This is a genomic window from Kitasatospora sp. NPDC057542, assembly GCF_042801945.1.
In the GTDB taxonomy this organism is placed as follows: domain Bacteria; phylum Actinomycetota; class Actinomycetes; order Streptomycetales; family Streptomycetaceae; genus Kitasatospora.
The window spans coordinates 30,727-48,756 of sequence record NZ_JBHVFE010000006.1 but is presented as its reverse complement, the minus strand read 5'-3'; the positions used below and the strand labels follow the sequence as shown (position 1 = coordinate 48,756).

Annotated in this window: 17 protein-coding genes; 12 read left to right on the top strand and 5 right to left on the bottom strand. The window is 73.0% G+C overall.

All coding sequences use genetic code 11. The features are described 5' to 3' along the window. Positions 1-2: 2 nt before the first annotated feature. The 11 genes from ACFU7Y_RS01855 (at position 3) to ACFU7Y_RS01805 (ending at position 10,527) form a co-directional block, all read left to right on the top strand. The gene (locus ACFU7Y_RS01855; RefSeq protein WP_380766026.1) at positions 3-1,775 is read left to right on the top strand and encodes an ABC transporter ATP-binding protein; all 1,773 of its coding nucleotides are present in this window, start codon (positions 3-5) and stop codon (positions 1,773-1,775) included. A 165-nt stretch (positions 1,776-1,940) separates the two neighbouring features. After that, complete coding sequence (locus tag ACFU7Y_RS01850) at positions 1,941-2,186, top strand: LapA family protein (protein WP_224278936.1); 246 nt, start codon at positions 1,941-1,943, stop codon at positions 2,184-2,186. 44 nt (positions 2,187-2,230) lie between these two features. After that, entirely contained in the window at positions 2,231-2,959 is a 729-nt protein-coding gene (locus ACFU7Y_RS01845; protein WP_224278952.1) for an amino acid ABC transporter ATP-binding protein, read from the top strand. A gap of 159 nt (positions 2,960-3,118) precedes the next feature. Beyond that, positions 3,119-4,000 carry a glutamate ABC transporter substrate-binding protein gene (locus ACFU7Y_RS01840; RefSeq protein WP_224278938.1) on the top strand — a complete coding sequence of 294 codons (882 nt, stop codon included), beginning with the start codon at positions 3,119-3,121 and terminating at the stop codon, positions 3,998-4,000. A 12-nt stretch (positions 4,001-4,012) separates the two neighbouring features. Further along, positions 4,013-4,657: an amino acid ABC transporter permease gene (locus ACFU7Y_RS01835; protein ID WP_380766024.1), complete on the top strand. Its 645-nt coding sequence runs from the start codon at positions 4,013-4,015 to the stop codon at positions 4,655-4,657. Then, a complete protein-coding gene (locus ACFU7Y_RS01830; protein ID WP_224278942.1) occupies positions 4,654-5,523 on the top strand; it encodes an amino acid ABC transporter permease in 870 nt (289 codons plus the stop codon). The genes ACFU7Y_RS01835 and ACFU7Y_RS01830 overlap by 4 nt, the downstream gene beginning before the upstream one ends. A 175-nt stretch (positions 5,524-5,698) precedes the next feature. Beyond that, positions 5,699-6,604 (top strand): LysR family transcriptional regulator, encoded by a 906-nt coding sequence (locus tag ACFU7Y_RS01825; RefSeq protein WP_224278944.1) that lies wholly within the window; start codon positions 5,699-5,701, stop codon positions 6,602-6,604. A gap of 126 nt (positions 6,605-6,730) precedes the next feature. Continuing rightward, entirely contained in the window at positions 6,731-7,312 is a 582-nt protein-coding gene (locus ACFU7Y_RS01820) for a cysteine dioxygenase family protein (protein WP_224278946.1), read from the top strand. Between the two features lie 58 nt (positions 7,313-7,370). Next, on the top strand, positions 7,371-8,507 hold the full coding sequence (locus ACFU7Y_RS01815) for a YeiH family protein (RefSeq protein WP_224278954.1): 1,137 nt from the start codon (positions 7,371-7,373) through the stop codon (positions 8,505-8,507). 102 nt (positions 8,508-8,609) lie between these two features. Next, positions 8,610-9,320, top strand: coding sequence for a spermidine synthase (locus ACFU7Y_RS01810; RefSeq protein WP_224278948.1), 711 nt, complete (start codon positions 8,610-8,612; stop codon positions 9,318-9,320). A gap of 175 nt (positions 9,321-9,495) precedes the next feature. Further along, complete coding sequence (locus tag ACFU7Y_RS01805) at positions 9,496-10,527, top strand: TetR/AcrR family transcriptional regulator C-terminal domain-containing protein (RefSeq protein WP_380766020.1); 1,032 nt, start codon at positions 9,496-9,498, stop codon at positions 10,525-10,527. A gap of 116 nt (positions 10,528-10,643) precedes the next feature. Here the strand turns inward: ACFU7Y_RS01805 and ACFU7Y_RS01800 are convergent, their stop codons facing one another. The 3 genes from ACFU7Y_RS01800 to ACFU7Y_RS01790 form a co-directional block, all read right to left on the bottom strand. Further along, a complete protein-coding gene (locus ACFU7Y_RS01800) occupies positions 10,644-12,482 on the bottom strand; it encodes a hypothetical protein (protein WP_380766018.1) in 1,839 nt (612 codons plus the stop codon). Positions 12,483-12,689: 207 nt separating this feature from the next. After that, positions 12,690-13,532: a TetR/AcrR family transcriptional regulator gene (locus ACFU7Y_RS01795; RefSeq protein ID WP_224278276.1), complete on the bottom strand. Its 843-nt coding sequence runs from the start codon at positions 13,530-13,532 to the stop codon at positions 12,690-12,692. Between the two features lie 96 nt (positions 13,533-13,628). Next, entirely contained in the window at positions 13,629-14,138 is a 510-nt protein-coding gene (locus ACFU7Y_RS01790; protein WP_224278278.1) for an NUDIX hydrolase, read from the bottom strand. 111 nt (positions 14,139-14,249) lie between these two features. On the opposite strand from ACFU7Y_RS01790, the gene ACFU7Y_RS01785 reads away from it, so the two are divergent. Continuing rightward, positions 14,250-15,470, top strand: coding sequence for a serine hydrolase domain-containing protein (locus ACFU7Y_RS01785; RefSeq protein ID WP_380766016.1), 1,221 nt, complete (start codon positions 14,250-14,252; stop codon positions 15,468-15,470). A 97-nt stretch (positions 15,471-15,567) separates the two neighbouring features. Here the strand turns inward: ACFU7Y_RS01785 and ACFU7Y_RS01780 are convergent, their stop codons facing one another. Both ACFU7Y_RS01780 and ACFU7Y_RS01775 read right to left on the bottom strand, forming a co-directional pair. Further along, the gene (locus ACFU7Y_RS01780) at positions 15,568-15,891 is read right to left on the bottom strand and encodes a nuclear transport factor 2 family protein (RefSeq protein WP_224278282.1); all 324 of its coding nucleotides are present in this window, start codon (positions 15,889-15,891) and stop codon (positions 15,568-15,570) included. 286 nt (positions 15,892-16,177) lie between these two features. Then, positions 16,178-17,701: an aldehyde dehydrogenase family protein gene (locus ACFU7Y_RS01775; protein WP_380766014.1), complete on the bottom strand. Its 1,524-nt coding sequence runs from the start codon at positions 17,699-17,701 to the stop codon at positions 16,178-16,180. Between the last annotated feature and the right edge of the window lie 329 nt (positions 17,702-18,030).

The following is an 18,030-nucleotide window of genomic DNA, read 5'->3' as shown; positions in this document are numbered from 1 at the left end:
TCATGAAGCCCCCCGTCCAGGAGGAACAGGGGCCGGCCGCCACCCTGCCGGTCGGCTCCCCGGCCGCCGTGCGCGGGTACCTGCTGCTGCTCGCGCGGCGGCACCGCGCCGGGTTCTCCGCGGTGGTGACGCTGCACTCGGTGGCCACGGTGGCCGGGCTGGTCGGGCCCTGGGTGCTGGGGCGTCTGGTCGAGTCGCTGGCCACCGGCACCGCCGGGTCCACCGTCGCGGTGGTGGTCGCCTGGTACCTGCTGGCGCTGGTGGCGCAGGCGGCGTTCACCGGCTGGTCGCGGATGCGCGGTGCGGTGCTCGGCGAGCGGGTGCTGGCGGACCTGCGGGAGGACTTCCTGGTCCGCTCGGTGGCCCTGCCGACAGGTGTGCTGGAGCGGGCCGGCACCGGGGACCTGGTCTCCCGGGGCACCACCGACATCGACCGGCTGGACAAGTCGGTACGCGAGGCGGTGCCCGAACTCGCGGTCGCCGTGGTGTCGTTGCTTCTGGTGGTCGGCGCGCTGCTGGTCACCTCGCCGCCGCTCGCGCTGACCTCGTTGGTCGGGCTGCCGCTGCTGCTGGTCAGCTCCCGCTGGTACTTCCGGCGGGCGCCGCAGTCCTACCGCAGCGAGTCGGCCGGGTACGCGGCGGTGAGCAACGTGCTGGCCGAGACGGTGGACGCGGGGCGGACGGTCGAGGCGCTGCGGCTGGGCGACCAGAGGGTCCGGCTGACCGACCGCAAGCTGAGCGAGTGGCTGGCCTGGGAGCGGTACACCCTGTGGCTGCGCTCGGTCTGGTTCCCGACCATCGACGCGGTCTACACCTCGGCGGTGCTCGCCACGATGGTGCTCGGCGGGCTGTTCACCCTCCAGGGCTGGATCACCGTGGGCCAGTTGACCACCGGCGTGCTCTACGCGCAGATGCTGACCGGCCCGGTGGACCTGATCCTGCGCTGGTACGACGAGCTCCAGATCGGCCAGGCCTCGCTGGCCCGGCTGGTCGGCGTGCGCGAGGTGCCCGAGCACGAGGGGGACGAGTCCGCCCGGCCGGACGGCCGTCGGGTCGAGGCGAAGGACGTCCGGTTCGGCTACCACGAGGGAGCCGACGTCCTGCACGGGATCAGCCTGGACGTCGCCCCGGGCAGCCGGGTCGCGCTGGTCGGGCCGTCCGGCGCGGGCAAGTCCACCCTCGGCCGGCTGCTGGCCGGGATCTACGCCCCCGGCCGCGGTAGCGTGACCCTCGGCGGGGCGGCGCTGGCGCGGATGCCGGCCGAGCGGGTGCGCGCGGAGGTCGCCCTGGTGAACCAGGAGCACCACGTCTTCGTCGGCACCCTGCGGGACAACCTGCGGCTGGCCGCGCCCGACGCTGACGACACCGAGCTGCGGGCCGCGCTGGACGCGGTGGACGCCGGGTCCTGGGTGGACGCCCTGCCGGAGGGCCTGGACACCGAGGTCGGCTCCGGTGGCACCTCGCTGACCCCGCCGCAGGCCCAGCAACTGGCGTTGGCCCGGCTGGTGCTGGCCGATCCGCACACCCTGGTGCTGGACGAGGCCACCTCCCTGCTGGACCCCAGGGCCGCCCGCCACCTGGAGCGCTCGCTCTCCCGGGTGCTGGAGGGCCGGACGGTCATCGCCATCGCCCACCGGCTGCACACCGCGCACGACGCGGACGTGATCGCCGTGGTCGAGGGCGGGCGGATCAGCGAGTACGGCAGCCACCCGGACCTGGTCGCGGCGGGCGGTCCGTACGCGGCGCTCTGGCGGTCCTGGCGGGACGAGCGGTAGCGGCCGTGGCCTCGGCCGCTCCCGCGGCCGTCCGGACCGATGGTCCGGAATTGGGTCGGAGCGTTTCAAACCCGTACGGGGCCGCGTTGCCCCGTACGGGTTACTCCCTGGCCCGGAAGGGCGCGTAACCGGGCAAATCAGCCGTCCGGCCCGCAGACTGCTCCGGTGACCAAGACTTCAGGCGGCTCGTCCCGTTCTTCGCGCGGTGAGATCGGCGGGATTCCCACGCGCTACATCGGGATCGCCGTCATCGTCATCCTCGCCGTGTGGTTCCTGTTCGCCAACCTCGACAAGGTGAAGATCCAGTTCTGGGTCTTCACCGTCACCGCGCCGCTCTGGATCGCGCTGCTGGCCACGCTGATCGCGGGCAGCGTGCTGGGCTGGCTGCTGAAGGGACGGCGCAACAGGTGACCACAGCCCCCGGGTCGGCCCCGATCGCCTCGTCCTTCACCCCGCTGATCGAGATGCGCGGGGTCAACAAGTACTTCGGGGACCTGCACGTGTTGCAGGACATCGAGCTGACGGTCGGGCGCGGCGAGGTCGTCGTGATCATCGGCCCGTCCGGTTCGGGCAAGTCCACGCTCTGCCGGGCGATCAACCGGCTGGAGCCGATCGAGGACGGCACCATCCTGATCGACGGCCAACCGTTGCCCGAGGAGGGCAAGGGCCTGGCCAGGCTGCGTGCCGAGGTCGGCATGGTGTTCCAGTCCTTCAACCTGTTCGCGCACAAGACCGTGCTGCAGAACGTCTCGCTCGCGCAGGTCAAGGTCCGCGGCCGGCCCAAGGCGGAGGCGGACACCAAGTCCCGCGCGCTGCTGGAGCGGGTGGGCCTCGCCGGACAGGCCGGCAAGTACCCGGCGCAGCTCTCCGGCGGGCAGCAGCAGCGGGTCGCGATCGCCCGGGCGCTGGCGATGGATCCCAAGGCCTTGCTGTTCGACGAGCCCACCTCGGCGCTCGACCCCGAGATGATCAACGAGGTGCTGGACGTCATGCGCCAGCTCGCGAGCGAGGGCATGACGATGGTCGTGGTCACCCACGAAATGGGCTTCGCCCGGGCCTCCGCGAACCGGGTGGTGTTCATGGCCGACGGCCGGATCGTCGAGGACCGTGCCCCGGAGGCCTTCTTCAGCGCTCCTGAGAGCGATCGCGCCCGGGACTTCCTGTCCAAGATCCTGAAGCACTGAGGCGGCGCCGTGAACCGTGAGACGACGCCCGAGGCGAGGCCCGCGACGACGTCCGTGACGAGGTCTGAGGCGACGTCCGTGACGCCGCCCGGGACGCCGCCCGTGGCGAGGCTTGAGACGAGGCCTGCGGCGAGGCCCGTCGCGCGGGCGGGGAAGCGCGTGCTCGCCGCCGCCCTGCTGTTCACCGCTCTGGTCGCGGGCTGCGGCAAGCCCGGCACCCCGCCGCCCAAGGGCCCGCAGCCCAGCGCCCTGCCCAGCTACCAGGTGCAGGACGCCTCCGCGATCACCGGCTCGCCGACCCTGGACGCCGCCCGCAGCCGGGGCCACCTGGTGGTCGGCGCCAAGGAGGACCAGCCGTACCTGGGCCAGAGGAACCCGGCCACCGGCGAGTACTCCGGCTTCGACATCGAGATCGCCAAGATGGTCGGCGCCTCGCTGGGCTTCCCGCCGGACCGGATCGAGTTCAAGACCATCGCCTCGGCCAACCGCGAGACCGCTCTGCAGAACGGCCAGGTGGACTACTACGTCGGCACGTACACCATCAACGACAACCGGAAGAAGCTGGTCGGCTTCGCCGGCCCGTACTTCATCGCCGGGCAGTCGCTGCTGGTGCGCAGGAACAACGACACCATCCACGGTCCGGAGGACCTGGACGGCAAGAAGGTCTGTTCGGCGGCCGGCTCCACGTCGTACCAGCGCATCCAGTCGAAGTACCCGAAGGCCAAGCTGATCGGCTACGACACCTACTCGGCCTGCGTGGACAACCTGATCGCCAACCAGGTCGACGCGGTGACCACGGACAACGCGATCCTGCTCGGCTACGCGGCCAAGGTGCCGGAGGAGCTCAAGGTGGTCGGCCCGCTGTTCTCGACCGAACCGTACGGGATCGGGGTGCCGAAGAACGACACCGTGCTGCGCGCCGCGATCAACGACGGGCTGGAGCACCACATGCAGAACGGCGACTGGAAGAGGGCCTTCGAGGCGACCCTCGGCCTCTCCGGGGAGCCGGCGCCGAACCCGCCGCAGATCGACCGGTACTGAGAGGGCCGCGCCGTGAAAACGCTGACCGACAACTGGTCGACCTACTGGGAGGGGTTCCTCGGCACGTTCTCGCTGTTCGCGGTGAGCGCCGTGCTGTCGCTGGTGCTGGGCGTGTTGATCGCGAGTTTCCGGGTCTCACCGGTCAGGCCGTTGCGGGTGTTCGGGACCGCGTGGGTGACGGTGCTGCGCAACACGCCGCTGACCCTGCTGTTCTTCATCGTGGTGCTGGGCCTGCCCCGGTTCGACATCACCCTGCCCTTCTTCACCTTCGCGGTGCTCGCGCTCGGCTGCTACACCTCGGCCTTCGTCTGCGAGTCGATGCGCTCGGGCATCAACACGGTGTCGCCCGGGCAGGGCGAGGCGGCCCGCAGCCTCGGCATGAGCTTCGGGCAGACGATGGGCCTGGTGGTGCTGCCGCAGGCGTACCGCTCGGTGGTGGCGCCGCTCGGCAGCGTGATGATCGCGCTGGCGAAGAACACGGCGATCGCCGGTTCGTTCAGCGTCACCGAACTGCTGGGCACCTACCGGACCATCAACGAGCTGGGCTACAGCATCGTCTGGACCTTCGTCTGGATCGCCGTCGGCTACCTGATCATCACCCTGGCCATCAGCGCCGTCTTCAACCTGCTGGAACGACGAGTGGCGGTGTCCCGATGACCGTTGAATCCTCGGCACTGTACGACATCCCCGGCCCGAAGGCGATCGCCCGCCACCGGTTGTACGGCGGGATCGTGCTGCTGCTGATCGCGGCGGCGGTCGGCTGGGTCGTCTACATGCTGTTCCACACCCAGCAGTTCACGTACGAGAAGTGGATGGCCTTCGAGTACCGGGGCGTGCAGGAGTTGCTGCTGCGCGGGCTCGGGAACACCCTGAAGGCCTTCGGCTGGACGGTGCTGTTCGTGCTGCCCTTCGGCGCGCTGTTCGCGGCCGGGCGGCTGTCCGACCACCGGGTGGTGCGCTGGTCGGCCACGCTGGTGGTGGAGTTCTTCCGGGCCATGCCGGTGCTGGTGATGATCTTCTTCGTGTTCGTCGCCCTCAAGGTACAACCGCTGTGGGCGCTGGTGACCGGGCTGGTGCTCTACAACGGGTCGGTGCTGGCCGAGGTGTTCCGGGCCGGCGTGCTCGCGGTGCCGAAGGGGCAGCGGGAGGCGGCGTACGCACTGGGCATGCGCAAGACCCAGGTGATGACGTACGTGCTGGTGCCGCAGGCCAACCGGGCGATGCTGCCGGCCATCATCAGCCAGCTGGTGGTCGCGCTCAAGGACACCTCGCTGGGCTTCCTGATCACCTACGAGGAGTTCCTGCACGCGGGCAAGCTGATCGCCACCAACCTCGACTACGACCTGCCGTTCATCCCGGTGGTGATGGTGATCGCGCCGATCTACATCGGCATGTGTCTGCTGCTCTCGTGGCTCGCCCGCTTCGTGGAGCGGCGCAGCCGGCGCAGCCCCAGCGCGCGTGGCGGGGCGCCGGTCGTCACGGCCGGGGTGTCGATGGGACTGCCGCCGTCGGCACAGCAGTGAGAGGGCTGGTTCGAGGCTGAACCATAGGTACGGGTGGGGTCGGGGTCGATACCTCCAAATTCCTCTTATGATTCTCGGGCATCGAGGCGAGGCCGCAGCAGGGCTGATGCGCCCCTGCGATGACGTCGATGCGGGACCGAGGACGGACGAGCGGGTGGGAGGGATCATGGAGCCGGTGTTCGATTCGCGGCACATCAGGACGTTCCGCGAGGTCGTCCGGGCAGGCTCCTACTCGGCCGCCGCCCGCGAACTCGGCTACACCCAGCCCGCCATCACCCAGCAGATGAAGGCGCTCGAACGCACCGTCGGCGTCCCGCTCTTCACCCGGGAGGGGCGCGGACTGCGGCTCACCGAGGCCGGCGAGGCGCTCTCCCGGCACGCCGAGCTGATCCTCGGCAGCATGTCCGCCGCCCAGAAGCAGCTCGCCGCGCTCGCCCGGCTGCGCGCCGGGCGGGTGCGGGTCTGCGCCTTCCCCAGCGCCAACGCCACCCTGATACCCGAGACGATGGCCCGGCTGCTGGCCGAGCACCCCGGCGTGCGGGTCGAGCTGCTGGAGGCCGAGCCGCCGGACTCCGTCCAGCGGCTGCTGCGCGGGGAGTGCGACATCGCGCTGGCCTTCCGCTACCCGGGCGGGGCCACCGAGGTGCCGGAGGGCCTGGACGAGATCCCGCTGATGGAGGACCTGCTCACGGTACTGCTGCCGGTCGGGCACCCGCTCGGGCGCCGGCACGCCGTACGGCTGGCCGACCTCGGCGGCGAACGCTGGATCGCCGGCTGTCCGCGCTGCCGGGCCAACCTGCTGCACGTCTGCGCGGAGGAGGGCTTCGCGCCGGACATCGTGTTCTCCACGGACGACAACCTCGCGGTGCAGTCGCTCGTCGCCGCCGGGGTCGGGATCGCGCTGATGCCGGCGCTGGTGCTCTCCTTCATGTGCCACCGCAAGGTCACCGGGCGGTCCGTCGAACCGCACCTGCGGCGGCAGGTGAGCGCGTACGTACTGCGCGAGCACCGCCGGATCCCGGCCACCGGGCTGGTGCTGGACCACCTGCGGCAGGCAGCGGCGAGCCGGGTGGGGTGTTGACCGCCGATCGCCGGCCGGGGGTTGCCCGGTTGGGGATCGCCGGCTACTGACATATAAGCGTTGATGGGGAGGTTGCTTATAAACCCTCCTTGGACGTGATGGGTCGGTAGGCTCGAACCTGCTGGTATGAGACCCTCAGCCACGGTCGGCAGCGACCGGCTCACCGAGCGGATGACCGCGCTGATCAGTGAGATCCGCGCCGTCGTGGACCGCGGACTCCCGCCTGAGCTCACCGCCTACCTGGTCGGCGAGCGCCTCGCCCCGCACCTGCACGCCGGCCAGGACGGGCCCGACGCGCTGCTCACCCCCGCCCAGTGCGAGGGCGACCCGCAGCGCTACCGCCAGCACGTGCTGCACGCCGAGGAGGACGGCAGCTTCTCCGTCGTCGCCCTGGTCTGGCTGCCCGGACAGCAGACCCCGATCCACGACCACGTCTCCTGGTGCGTGGCCGGCGTCCACCAGGGGCAGGAGAGCGAGACCCGCTACCGGCTGGTCTCCGACGGCCAGACCGCCCGGCTGGTCGAGACCGAGCACGTGGCCGGCCCGGCCGGCACGGTGGCCGCCTTCGCCCCGCCCGGCGACATCCACCTGGTGCGCAACTCCTGTAGCAGCACGGCGATCTCCATCCACGTTTACGGCGCGGACGTCTCGCGGCTCGGCACCAGCATCCGGCGGGTCTACCGGCTGCCCGCCGACCAGCAGCGGTGAGCGCGGCGTGGCACTGACCCTCCGGCACCGCGTCGCCGGTACCCGCTCGCTGCCCCCGATGCGCGGGGACGCCCCCGGGCTGCTGCTCGCGGCCCTCGGGGTGGCCGCCGCCCTGGGCGTCCACGCGCTGGTGCCGGCCGTGCCCGAGCTCACCGCCGCCGTCGTGCTCGGCATGGTGGCGGCCCACCTGCCCGGGCTGCGCCCGGTAGTCCGCGGGATCGCCCGGCCGGGGCTGTCCACGGCCGGGAAGCGGCTGATGCGGCTCGGGATCGTGCTGCTCGGGCTCAAGCTCAGCCTGGACGACGTGCTCGGCCTCGGCTGGGCCACCGTCGCCATGGTGCTCGCCGTGGTCGCGGCCACCTTCGCGGGCACGCTCTGGATGGGCCGGCGGCTCGGCCTTCCCGGGGACCAGCCGCTGCTGGTCGCCACCGGGTACTCGATCTGCGGGGCCTCGGCGATCGGTGCGGTCAGCCAGGCGGCGGGCAGCGAGGAGGAGGACGTCGCCGCCTCGGTGGCGCTGGTCACCCTGTGCGGGACGCTGGCGATCGCCGTGCTGCCGTTGCTCCAGCACCCGCTCGGTCTCGGCGAGCTGGAGTTCGGGCGCTGGGTCGGGGCGAGTGTGCACGACGTCGGACAGGTGGTCGCCACCGCGCAGACCGGCGGGGCCGGGGCGCTGCGGGAGGCGGTGCTGGTCAAGCTGATGCGCGTGGTGCTGCTGGCGCCGCTGGTCGCGGGGGTGGCCGTCGTGGTGCGGCGGAACCTGCGGGCGGCGCGGGTGGCGGTCCCGGTGGAGGCTGCCGTGGCGGCTCCGGTGACGGGCGGGGCGGGTCAGGTGGCGTCGGAAGCGAACTCGGACTCGGGTTCGGACTCGCGCTCGAACTCGGGATTGAGGCCGGGTGAGAAGTCGAGTGAGAAGTCGGTGGAGACCGGCAGTCGTCCGCCGATCGTGCCGCTGTTCGTGGCGGGGTTCCTCGCGATGATCGTCCTGCGGACCACCGGGGTGCTGCCGGAGCGCGTGCTCGGCCTGGCTGCGGACACCCAGGAACTGCTGCTGGCCGCCGCGTTGTTCGGTCTCGGCAGTGCGGTGCACCTGCCGACCATGGCTCGTACCGGCGGGCGGATCGCCCTGCTCGGGCTCGGATCCTGGGTGGTCGTCGCGGGCGTCTCGTACGCGGGGGTGCTGGTCACGACGTGACGGACCCGGGGACGGACTCGGCTATTGTCGGGCGGGTGTCCACCCCGCCCGTACCGTGGTGGCCCCGCAGCCGAGTTCGCCCGAGTCCGCCATGGAGGACGGATGACCACCGCACTGCCCGAACGTGACGGCCACGAGGCCGTCGTCACGCTCGACCGACGGGAGGGCCCGTACGGCGAGGTGGTGCTCCGGCAACGCGGTCGGGACTTCGAGATCATCGCCAACGGCTGCTTCCTGATGGACACCGCCGACGGGCGCTCGGAGCGGCTGCTGATCCAGGCGGCGCTGGACGAGCTGGACCGTACGGGCGGGCCTGCAGAGCGGCCGTCGGTGCTGATCGGGGGCCTCGGGGTCGGCTTCTCGCTGGCGTATGCGTCGGCCGAGCCGCGCTGGGGCCGGATCGCCGTCGTCGAGCGGGAGGCCGCGATCATCGACTGGCACCGGACCGGCCCGCTCGGCGCCTTCTCGGGCGGTGCACTGGACGACGATCGGGTCGAGGTGCTCCACACCGACCTGCTGGAGTACCTCGCGGCGGCGGACGGCGAGCGCTACGACGCGCTGTGCCTGGACATCGACAACGGGCCGGACTGGACCGTCACCGAATCCAACGACGGGCTGTACGGCGCGGACGGGCTCGCGGTGCTGTGGCACCGGCTGCGATCGGGCGGGGTGCTGGCCGTGTGGAGCGCGCAGCCTTCGCCGGCCTTCGAGGAGGCGCTGCGGGCGGCAGGGTTCTCGGACGTGGCGACGCACGAGGTCCAGGTGGCCCGGGGGGTGCCGGACGTGGTGCACCTGGCCCGGCGGGCGGGCTGAGGGCGGACGCGGACCGGGCCGGGGTCGGGCGCGGGTCGGGTTCAGCCGGGTTCGGGCCGGGTGGGTGGGGCCGGAGTGCGCGTGGACCTGGCGGTGGTGGCCGGCGGTTACTGCTGCGTGCGTCAACTTCGATCGGTAGTAGGGCAGTTGGGCGGCAGGTCGGCGGTGGGGTTGGGTGGCTGAGAGTGGGAGTCCCTCGGAGCGGATCGCGGCCGAGCTCCGACGGCGCATCGCGGCAGGGGAGTTGGCGCCGGGGGCGCGGGTGCCGTCCACCCGGCGGATCACCCAGGAGTGGGGCGTCGCGATGGCCACGGCGACCAAGGCGCTGAACCGCCTGCGGGAGGAAGGGCTCGTCCGGGCCGTCCCGGGGGTGGGCACGGTGGTGGCAGGGAAGCCGGCCGCGGCGGCCGCCCGGCCCCGCGAACTCCGGCGGGCGCAGCAGCAGGTGTCCGAACCGGCGGCGCGGCGGGAAGCGCGGCCGGTGGCGCAGCCGGCCGGGGGGCGGCGGGTGCGGGTGGGCGGCGAGCGTGACCTCACCCGCGAGCGCATCGTGGCGACGGCCGTCCGGGTGGCCGACGAGGAGGGGCTGGCGGCGCTGTCGATGCGCCGAGTCGCGACCGAACTCGGTGTCGCGACGATGTCGCTCTACCGTCATGTGCCCGGCAAGGACGAGCTGTTGCGGTTCATGATGGACGTGGTGTTCCGCGAGCAGCCGCTGCCCGAGCCGCCGGCGTCGGACTGGCGGGAGGGACTGGAGACGATCGCGCGGCTGCAGTGGCGGATCTACCGGCGGCATCCGTGGCTGGCCTCCACGATGTCCTTCACCCGGCCGGTGCCGGCGCCGGACGCGGCGCTGCACACCGAGCGGTCGATGGCCGTCCTGGTGGGGCGGGGACTGAGCTGGGAGGAGATGGCCCAGACGTCCGTCGCCCTGGCTGCGTTCGTGTGCGGGCTGGCCGTTCACTTCGAGCGGGAGGCGCAGGCCGAGCAGGACAGCGGGCTGTCCGCGGACGAGTGGATGGAGCGGGTGGGCGACGAGGACCACGAGCGGCTGATGGCGGATCCGGAGCGGTTCCCGATGTTCGACGCGCTGAACCGGGGGCCGGAGATCGACCTGAGCCTGGAGGCGCTGTTCGAGTTCGGGATGGCGCGGATGCTGGACGGGGTCGGTCTGGTGATCGAGCGGCGGGGCGGCGCGGACGGGTGACGGCGAACAGATGACAGGTAGCAGATTTCAGATTTCAGCGAACGAAATCTGAAATCTGTTACCTGTCATTTGTCATCTGTTCGCCGCGCCGCCGCCGCAGTCGCCCCCCGCCCGGCTCAGCCGAACGGGCGGCTCTCCGGCGCGGCATCCGCCTCGTCCGCCGGCTCCGGTTCGGCGGTCGGCAGCTCCGGGATGCCCTCCATGCTGAAGGGGTTGAAGTCCGGCGGCGGGACCATCACCGGCGTGCCCTTGCCCGGAGCCGGCTCCTCCGCGTCCCCGCCCTGCTCCGAACCCTGCTCCGTCGCTTCAGCGGCGACGGGCGGAGCCTGGGCCGGGATGACGGGCGGGATCGAGGGCGGCGGGGGGACGGCAGGGCCCTGGGCCGGGAGAGTGGTGCCGAACGGATCGGCCTTCTGCTCGGCCGCGACCGTGGTGCCGAACGGGTCGGCGACCGGAGCGGCCCCGGCGGGCGGGGCCGCGGGCGCGTCACCAGGCACGTCCGGGATGCCCTCCATGGTGAAGGGGTTGAAGTCCGGCGGCGGGACCATCACCGGGGTGCCCTTCGGACCGTCCTCGGCACCGGGCGCCGCGTCGTTCCCGCCGGCGGCGGGGACCTCCGCGACCGGCGCGAAGGGGTTGAAGTCCGCGGGAGGCACCCGTACCGGCGTGCCGCGCAGGTGCACCGGCACCTCCTCCGGCTCCTCCTCGACGGCGGAAGCAGGAGCCTGTGCCGCAGTCGGTGCCTGAGACGGGACCGGCGCCGGCACGGCAGCCGCGGCGTTCGGGGCCGGTACTCCGTCCCAGCCGAACTGGATGCTCTTCAGCAGCTCCGCGAACGCCTCCGTGTACAGCTCCCAGTCCTCCGGCCGCGCCGTGGACAGCTGCGCGCACAGCACCGTCCCGCCGTCCGGCAGCGGTACGAAGGCCTGGACGGCCGAGGTGACCACCCAGCGCCGCTGCCCGTCGGCCGCCAGCGGTCCGGGCACCGGGACGGTGCGGCCCTCGACGAGGACGGCGGCCGGTCCGGCCGGCAGCAGGACGGTCCACACCTCGGCGTGCCGCCGGACGGTGGCCAGCTCGGTGGCGAGCGGGGTGATCGGCAACGGGTGCCGGGCGAGCGAGACGACCAGGGCGGCGTCCGAGGCGCGGTCGTCCAGCTCCAGGGCGCAGACGCCGGCGTACACGACGCCGGCGTCGCGGATCAGGTCGGCCAGGGTGGCGGAGATCACCGCGAAGTCGCGCCGCGGCTCCGGGCCGGTGGCGCTGAACAGCTCCTCGGCGACCTCGGCCAGGTGCCGGGCGAGTTCGTCGGCGGCCGCCACGGTGGCCGGGGCGGCACCGCCGTCCCGGCCCTGGTCGTCGGGCACCGGGGGCACCGCACGGGCGGAGACGCCGGGCGGACCGCCCGGGGAGGTCAGCGAGTGGAAACCGGGCGGTACGACCAGCCGGACCTCGGTGCCCGCACCGGTGGGCAGTTCGACCGGCTGCCGGGTCTGCTGCCCGGCCGCCAGTGCGGCCAGCGCGGGGGCGAACGGCGGGCGCAGCTTGGCGTCGGCGAACTCGCCGGTGACCGGCAGCTGGAACAGCGCGGCCGAGGTGGTGCCCCGGTCGGCGATGGCTCCGCGCACCGCGCCGCCGCCGTACCGGGTCTGGAGCGCGGCGACCACCCGGTCGGTGAGCCGCGCGCCGGTGCCCGGACGGGCGGTGCCCGCGGTGGTCACCGTGCCGAGCCGGTCGAGGGTGGTGTGCACCGGGCCGTTGGGGGCCAGCGGCAGGCCGAACAGTGCCTCGGCGGCGGGGTGTTCGACCGTCCGCAGGGCGCTCAGCGAGGCCGCCGGGTGGCGCGAGGTGTGCTCGTCGAAGAGGGCGTCGGTGAGGGTGCCGAGGGTCGCGCAGACCTGCTCCGCTGCGGCGAAGGGATTGGCCTCCACGCTGAACTGGACGTCCTGGGTCAACTGGTGAGCCCCCCGCTCTGCTCCGTCTACCGTCGGTGGTTCGGGTGGGACCGGGCCCGCCGCGGCGGCGCGCTGTCAGATCCCTGCTCATTCCTATCAGAGCCCACCGTCCTGACCGAACCGCAGGATGACCGGATGATCACTCGGGCGACCGCCGCCCGATGGCTTCGAGGACCGCTCCGACGGCCGCCGGGGCGACCGCGCCGGTCACTCGGCGGCGTCCTCGGCGGCCTGCGCGGATCCGTCGTCAGGGGTGCCGGCGGCGAGCGCGGTGACCGCCTCGACGATCCCCGGCACGGCGAACAGCCCCGCGAGGTCCCGCACCAGGCGTCCGGTCGGGCCGTCCGGGTGCTCGTCGGCGAAGAAGGAGGCCAGTTCGGCGGCGAGGGCCGGCTCGCGGGCGGCGATGAGGGTGAGCGCCGCGACGAACTCCTGCACCAGGTGCAGCTGGAGCTCCTCCAGCGGCACCGAGCGCTCGGCCAGCCACTCCAGCGAGGTGATCTCGGCGTTGGCGATCCAGGCCCGGACGGTCAGCCGCAGCCCGACGCTCGGCGCGGGGATGGCCAGGTGGGTCAGGATCTGCTCCTGCGCGGCCCGGCGCACCTCGTCGATCACCGCCGAGGTGCCCGCGCTGGCCGCCACCGAGCCGCCGCGCAGCAGCGCGGCGAAGCCCGGCCCGTGGCTCTGCACGAAGTCCAGGTAGCGGCCCATCACCCGGTACAGCCGCTCCGACAGGGGCCCCTCCATGGGCTCCTCGAACCGGGCCGACAGCTCCTGCCCGGCCCGCCGCAGCGACTCCTCGTACAGCGCCTGCTTGCCGGGGAAATAGTGGTACACCAGCGGCCGGGAGGCACCCGCGGCGGCGGCGATGTCGTCGATCGACACCTCCTCCGGCGGCCGTCGGCTGAACAGCTCCAGCGCCACCGCGATCAGCTGCTCCCGCCGCTCGTCCACGCTCAGTCGCCGCCGCGGCCGCTCGCCCGCCGCCCGGGCGGATGCGGAGGTCCGTGCTGCGCGGTCGGCCGTCGGTGACGGCGTACGGGAGGCCATGCGCGCCACCCTAGTTCGTCGACGGCCCTCCGGTGGAGCCAGGGGGCCTGCCCTCCCGCCCGCACTCCGCCCCCGGATCCCGAGGTCGTGGCGGCGCTATGCGGATCGGAGGTCCAGGTAACGGCGGTAGGCCTCGACGCCGTCGGGCACGAAGGAGTCGTGGGCGAGGCGGTCGGCGAGTTCGGTGGGGGTGAGCCAGGCGTGCCAGGCGACCTCGGACTCCTGGGGGGAGACCGGGCCGTCCCACTCGGCCTCGTACGTGTCGCACCACCAGGAGAGCCGGTCCTGTTCGAAGAGGAACTTGAACAGGGGGCGCGGGGTGATGCCGCTTACGCCGAGTTCCTCCTCGGCCTCGCGGACGGCGGCCTCGGCGTAGGTCTCGCCGGAGCCGACCACGCCGCCGACGAACATGTCGTACGCGCCGGGGGCGAACAGCTTGGTGTCGGTGCGGCGGTGGACGAAGATCCGCCCGGCCGGGTCGCGGACCAGGATGAAGACGCAGCGGTGGGTGAGCCCGCGCCGGTACACCTCGCCGCGCAGGGCGGTCCCGATCACGCGGTCGTGCTCGTCGACGATGTCCAGCAGTTCCTCGGCAGGGTTGGTCATGGGGGACAGGTTAGGGTTTCCGGGCTCGGTTCGAACGGATTCGATCGAAGAAGATCGAGAACGAGCGCGAGTGGCACGAGAAGTAGCGGAACTGGTCGAGGACGGCGCGCGGTGGTGGAGATCTGGGGCGAGACGGCCGAGGGGTTCGAGCCCGTACGGGCGGCTTTCGCGCGGAACTTCGCCGACTACGGCGAGCTCGGCGCGGCCTTCGCCCTGTACGTGCGCGGCCGCAAGGTGGTCGACCTGTGGGGCGGCGACGCCCGGCCGGAGGTCGGCGGCCGGCCGGCGCCCGCGGTGCCGTGGACGGCGGACACCGCGCAGGTGCTGCGCTCGGTCACCAAGGGCCTGACCGCGACCACCGCCCTGCTGCTGGCCGAGCGCGGCCTGCTCGACCTGGACGCACCGGCGGCCTCGTACTGGCCGGAGTTCGCGGCGGCCGGCAAGGGCCGGGTACCGGTGCGCTGGCTGCTCTCGCACCAGGCCGGGGTGCCCGCGCTGGACGCGCCGCTGAGGCTGGAGGACGTGCTCACCTGGGAGCGCGCGGCCGCCGCCGTCGCCGCGCAGACACCCGCCTGGGAACCCGGCACCGCGCACGGCTACCACCCCTACACCTTCGGCTGGCTGGTCGGCGAGGTGGTGCGGCGGGTGAGCGGCCGGACGATCGGCCAGTACTTCGCCGAGGAGGTCGCCCGGCCGCTCGGGCTGGACCTGTGGATCGGGTTGCCGGCCGGTGCCGCGCCCCGGGTCGGCAAGCTGGTCGACCTGCCCGCCCCGGAGGCGGCCCGGACCGGCCCGAGCGGGCTGCGGCTGCGGCCCAAGCAGGCCGTCCGGGACGCCTACCAGGACCCGGCCTCGCTGACCGCCCGCTCCTTCGCCTCGGTGCGCCCCGGGGTGGACCTCAACGACCCGGCGGTGCAGGCCGCCGAGATCCCCGGCGCCGGCGGCATCGGCACCGCCCGGTCGCTGGCCCGGTTCTACGCGGCGCTGATCGGTGCGGCCGACCGCCCGGACGGCTCCGGTGCGCTGCTGCCGCCGCTGCTCGGCCCCGAGATGCTGGCGCGCGCGGTCGAGCCGGTGGTCAGCGGGCCGGACCGGGTGCTGATCGTCAACTCCACCTTCGGCCTGGGCTTCTGGCGGCACGGCCCGACCGCGCCGATGGCCTCCCCGGCGAGCTTCGGCCACCCGGGCCGGGGCGGTTCGCTGGGCTTCGCCGACCCCGACCTGGGGCTGGGCTTCGGCTACGTCACCAACGGCATGCAGCCGGGCGTCACCGGGGACGTCCGCTCGCGGAACCTGATCCGCGCGGTGCGGGGGTGCCTGGGGCTGTCCTGAGTCCGGGGCCGCCGTGCCCGGCCGGGCCGCTGCGGCCGTCTCGCCGAGCCAGTGCGGCTCGCCGAGCCCGGCCGTCCGGTTACGCCCGGCCGTCCGGTTACGCCTGGCCGGTCTCGAAGCGGCTGACCTTCCCACCGTCCACGGTGAAGCGCCAGGCGGTGCGCATCTCGCCCCAGGTGTCGTTGGTGAAGTTGGCGACCAGCGCGCGGCCGCCGTCGGATTCGGTCTGGACGTCCATCCGGCCGTGGGCGGTGAAGATCTCGCTGTCGATCCAGTCCGTCAGGTTCCGGTCGGAGCCGTCGTCGGACATGGTCGCGCCGTCGGTGAGCAGTCCGACGAAGGCCTCGCGGTCGCCCGCGTTGATCGCGGTGACGACGGCGCGGACGACGGGGTCGCTGAGCTTGGCGGTGGCGATGGTCACGGGGGACTCCCGGGGAGGGTGAGGGGTTCGGGAGTCCTGTCTACGGCGTTCGCGCGGGCCGTCCGGGCATGTCGGCGGCGCGTCGGGAAAATGCCGGGGATTCATGTGCTTGGATCCCCGGAAGCGATGATTCGCCCCGGAGCCCGCCACGGGGAGTGGCGATGGAGCGGGAGGCCGCAGTGGGCCTCCCGCTCCGCTTCCGTCGAGGGGCCGGTGACTTCCGGCGGCCTCGGTGACCTCCGGCAGCCTCGGTGACCTCCGGAGGCGTCGGTGGCCTCCGAAGGGCCTAGAAGAAGCCGACCGCGTCGGGGGAGTAGCTGACCAGCAGGTTCTTGGTCTGCTGGTAGTGCTCCAGCAGCGCCTTGTGGTTCTCCCGCCCGATGCCGGAGTTCTTGTAGCCGCCGAAGGCCGCGTGGGCCGGGTAGGCGTGGTAGCAGTTCGTCCAGACCCGGCCCGCCTGGATGGCGCGTCCGGCCCGGTGGGCGGTGTTGAGGCTGCGGGTCCAGACGCCCGCGCCGAGCCCGTACTGGGTGTCGTTGGCGAGGGCGACGGCCTGGTCGAAGCCGTCGAAGCGGGTGACCGAGACGACCGGTCCGAAGATCTCCTCCTGGAAGACCCGCATCGAGTTGTCGCCCTCGAAGACCGTCGGTGCCACGTAGTACCCGCCGGCGAGCGCGCCGCCGAGGTCGGCCCGCTCGCCGCCCACCAGCACCTTGGCGCCCTCGGCCTGGCCGATCTCGAAGTAGGACAGGATCTTCTTCAGCTGCTCGACGCTGGCCTGGGCGCCGACCTGGGTCTCGGTGTCCAGTGGGTCGCCCTGGCGCATCGCCCGCACCCGGTCCAGGCCGTCGGCGAGCAGCCGTTCGTAGATCGCGGAGTCGATCAGCGCGCGGCTGGGGCAGGTGCAGACCTCGCCCTGGTTGAGGGCGAACATCGCGAAGCCCTCGACGGCCTTGTCGTAGAAGGCGTCCGAGGCGGCCGCGACGTCCGCGAAGAACAGGTTGGGGCTCTTGCCGCCCAGCTCCAGCGTGACCGGGATCAGGTTGTCGGCCGCCGAGCGGGCGATCAGCCGGCCGGTGGTGGTCTCTCCGGTGAAGGCGAGCTTGCGGACCCGGTTGCTGGCGGCGAGCGGGGCGCCGGCCTCCTCGCCGAAGCCGGTGACGATGTTGACCACGCCGGGCGGCAGCAGGTCCGCGGTCAGCTCGGCGAGCAGCAGCACCGAGGCCGGGGTCTGCTCGGCGGGCTTGAGCACCACCGCGTTGCCGGCCGCGAGCGCCGGGGCGAGCTTCCAGATCGCCATCAGGATCGGGAAGTTCCACGGGATGATCTGGCCGACCACGCCCAGCGGCTCGTGGAAGTGGTACGCGACGGTGTCCTCGTCGAGCTGGGAGAGGCTGCCCTCCTGGGCGCGCAGCGCACCGGCGAAGTAGCGCAGGTGGTCGACGGCGAGCGGGAGGTCGGCGGCCAGCGTCTCGCGCACCGGTTTGCCGTTCTCCCAGCTCTCCGCGACGGCCAGCTGCTCCAGGTTGGCCTCCATCCGGTCGGCGATCCGCAGCAGGACCTGCGCCCGCTCGGCGGCCGGGGTGCGGCCCCAGGAGAGGGCGGCGGCGTGGGCCGCGTTCAGGGCGGCCTCGACGTCCTCGGCGGTGCCGCGGGCGACCTCGGTGAACACCTCGCCGGTGACCGGGGTCGGGTTGCCGAAGTACTCGCCGCGCACGGGCGGCGTCCATCCGCCGCCGATCCAGTGCTCGTACCGGGAGCGGTAGGCGACGATGCTGCCGGGGGTGCCGGGGGGCTGGTAGACCGTCATGCTCGGTCTCTCCTCGCTGTGTCGGGCGCCGCCCGGCACGGCTCGGGCTACGGGCGGCGCGCCGGAGCGCCCGTTCAGGGGCGGTCCGGCGGAGGGTTCGGACACGCAATCGGGCCGGCGCCCCACCGGGGCGCCCGCCGTCGAGCACGATAGCCGTCGGGCGCCCGGCGCGGCTACGGTCCGTACGCCGGACCCGTACGGAGGGTGCGCCTTCCGGTCGTTCTCGCGGTGCTCCGCAGTGTCAGGGATCGGGTCACTTCCGGGCTTCCGGGTGCCACGGATCGGCGCACCGCGGGGCACCCGGAAGTGATCCGACCCGGAGCACGGGG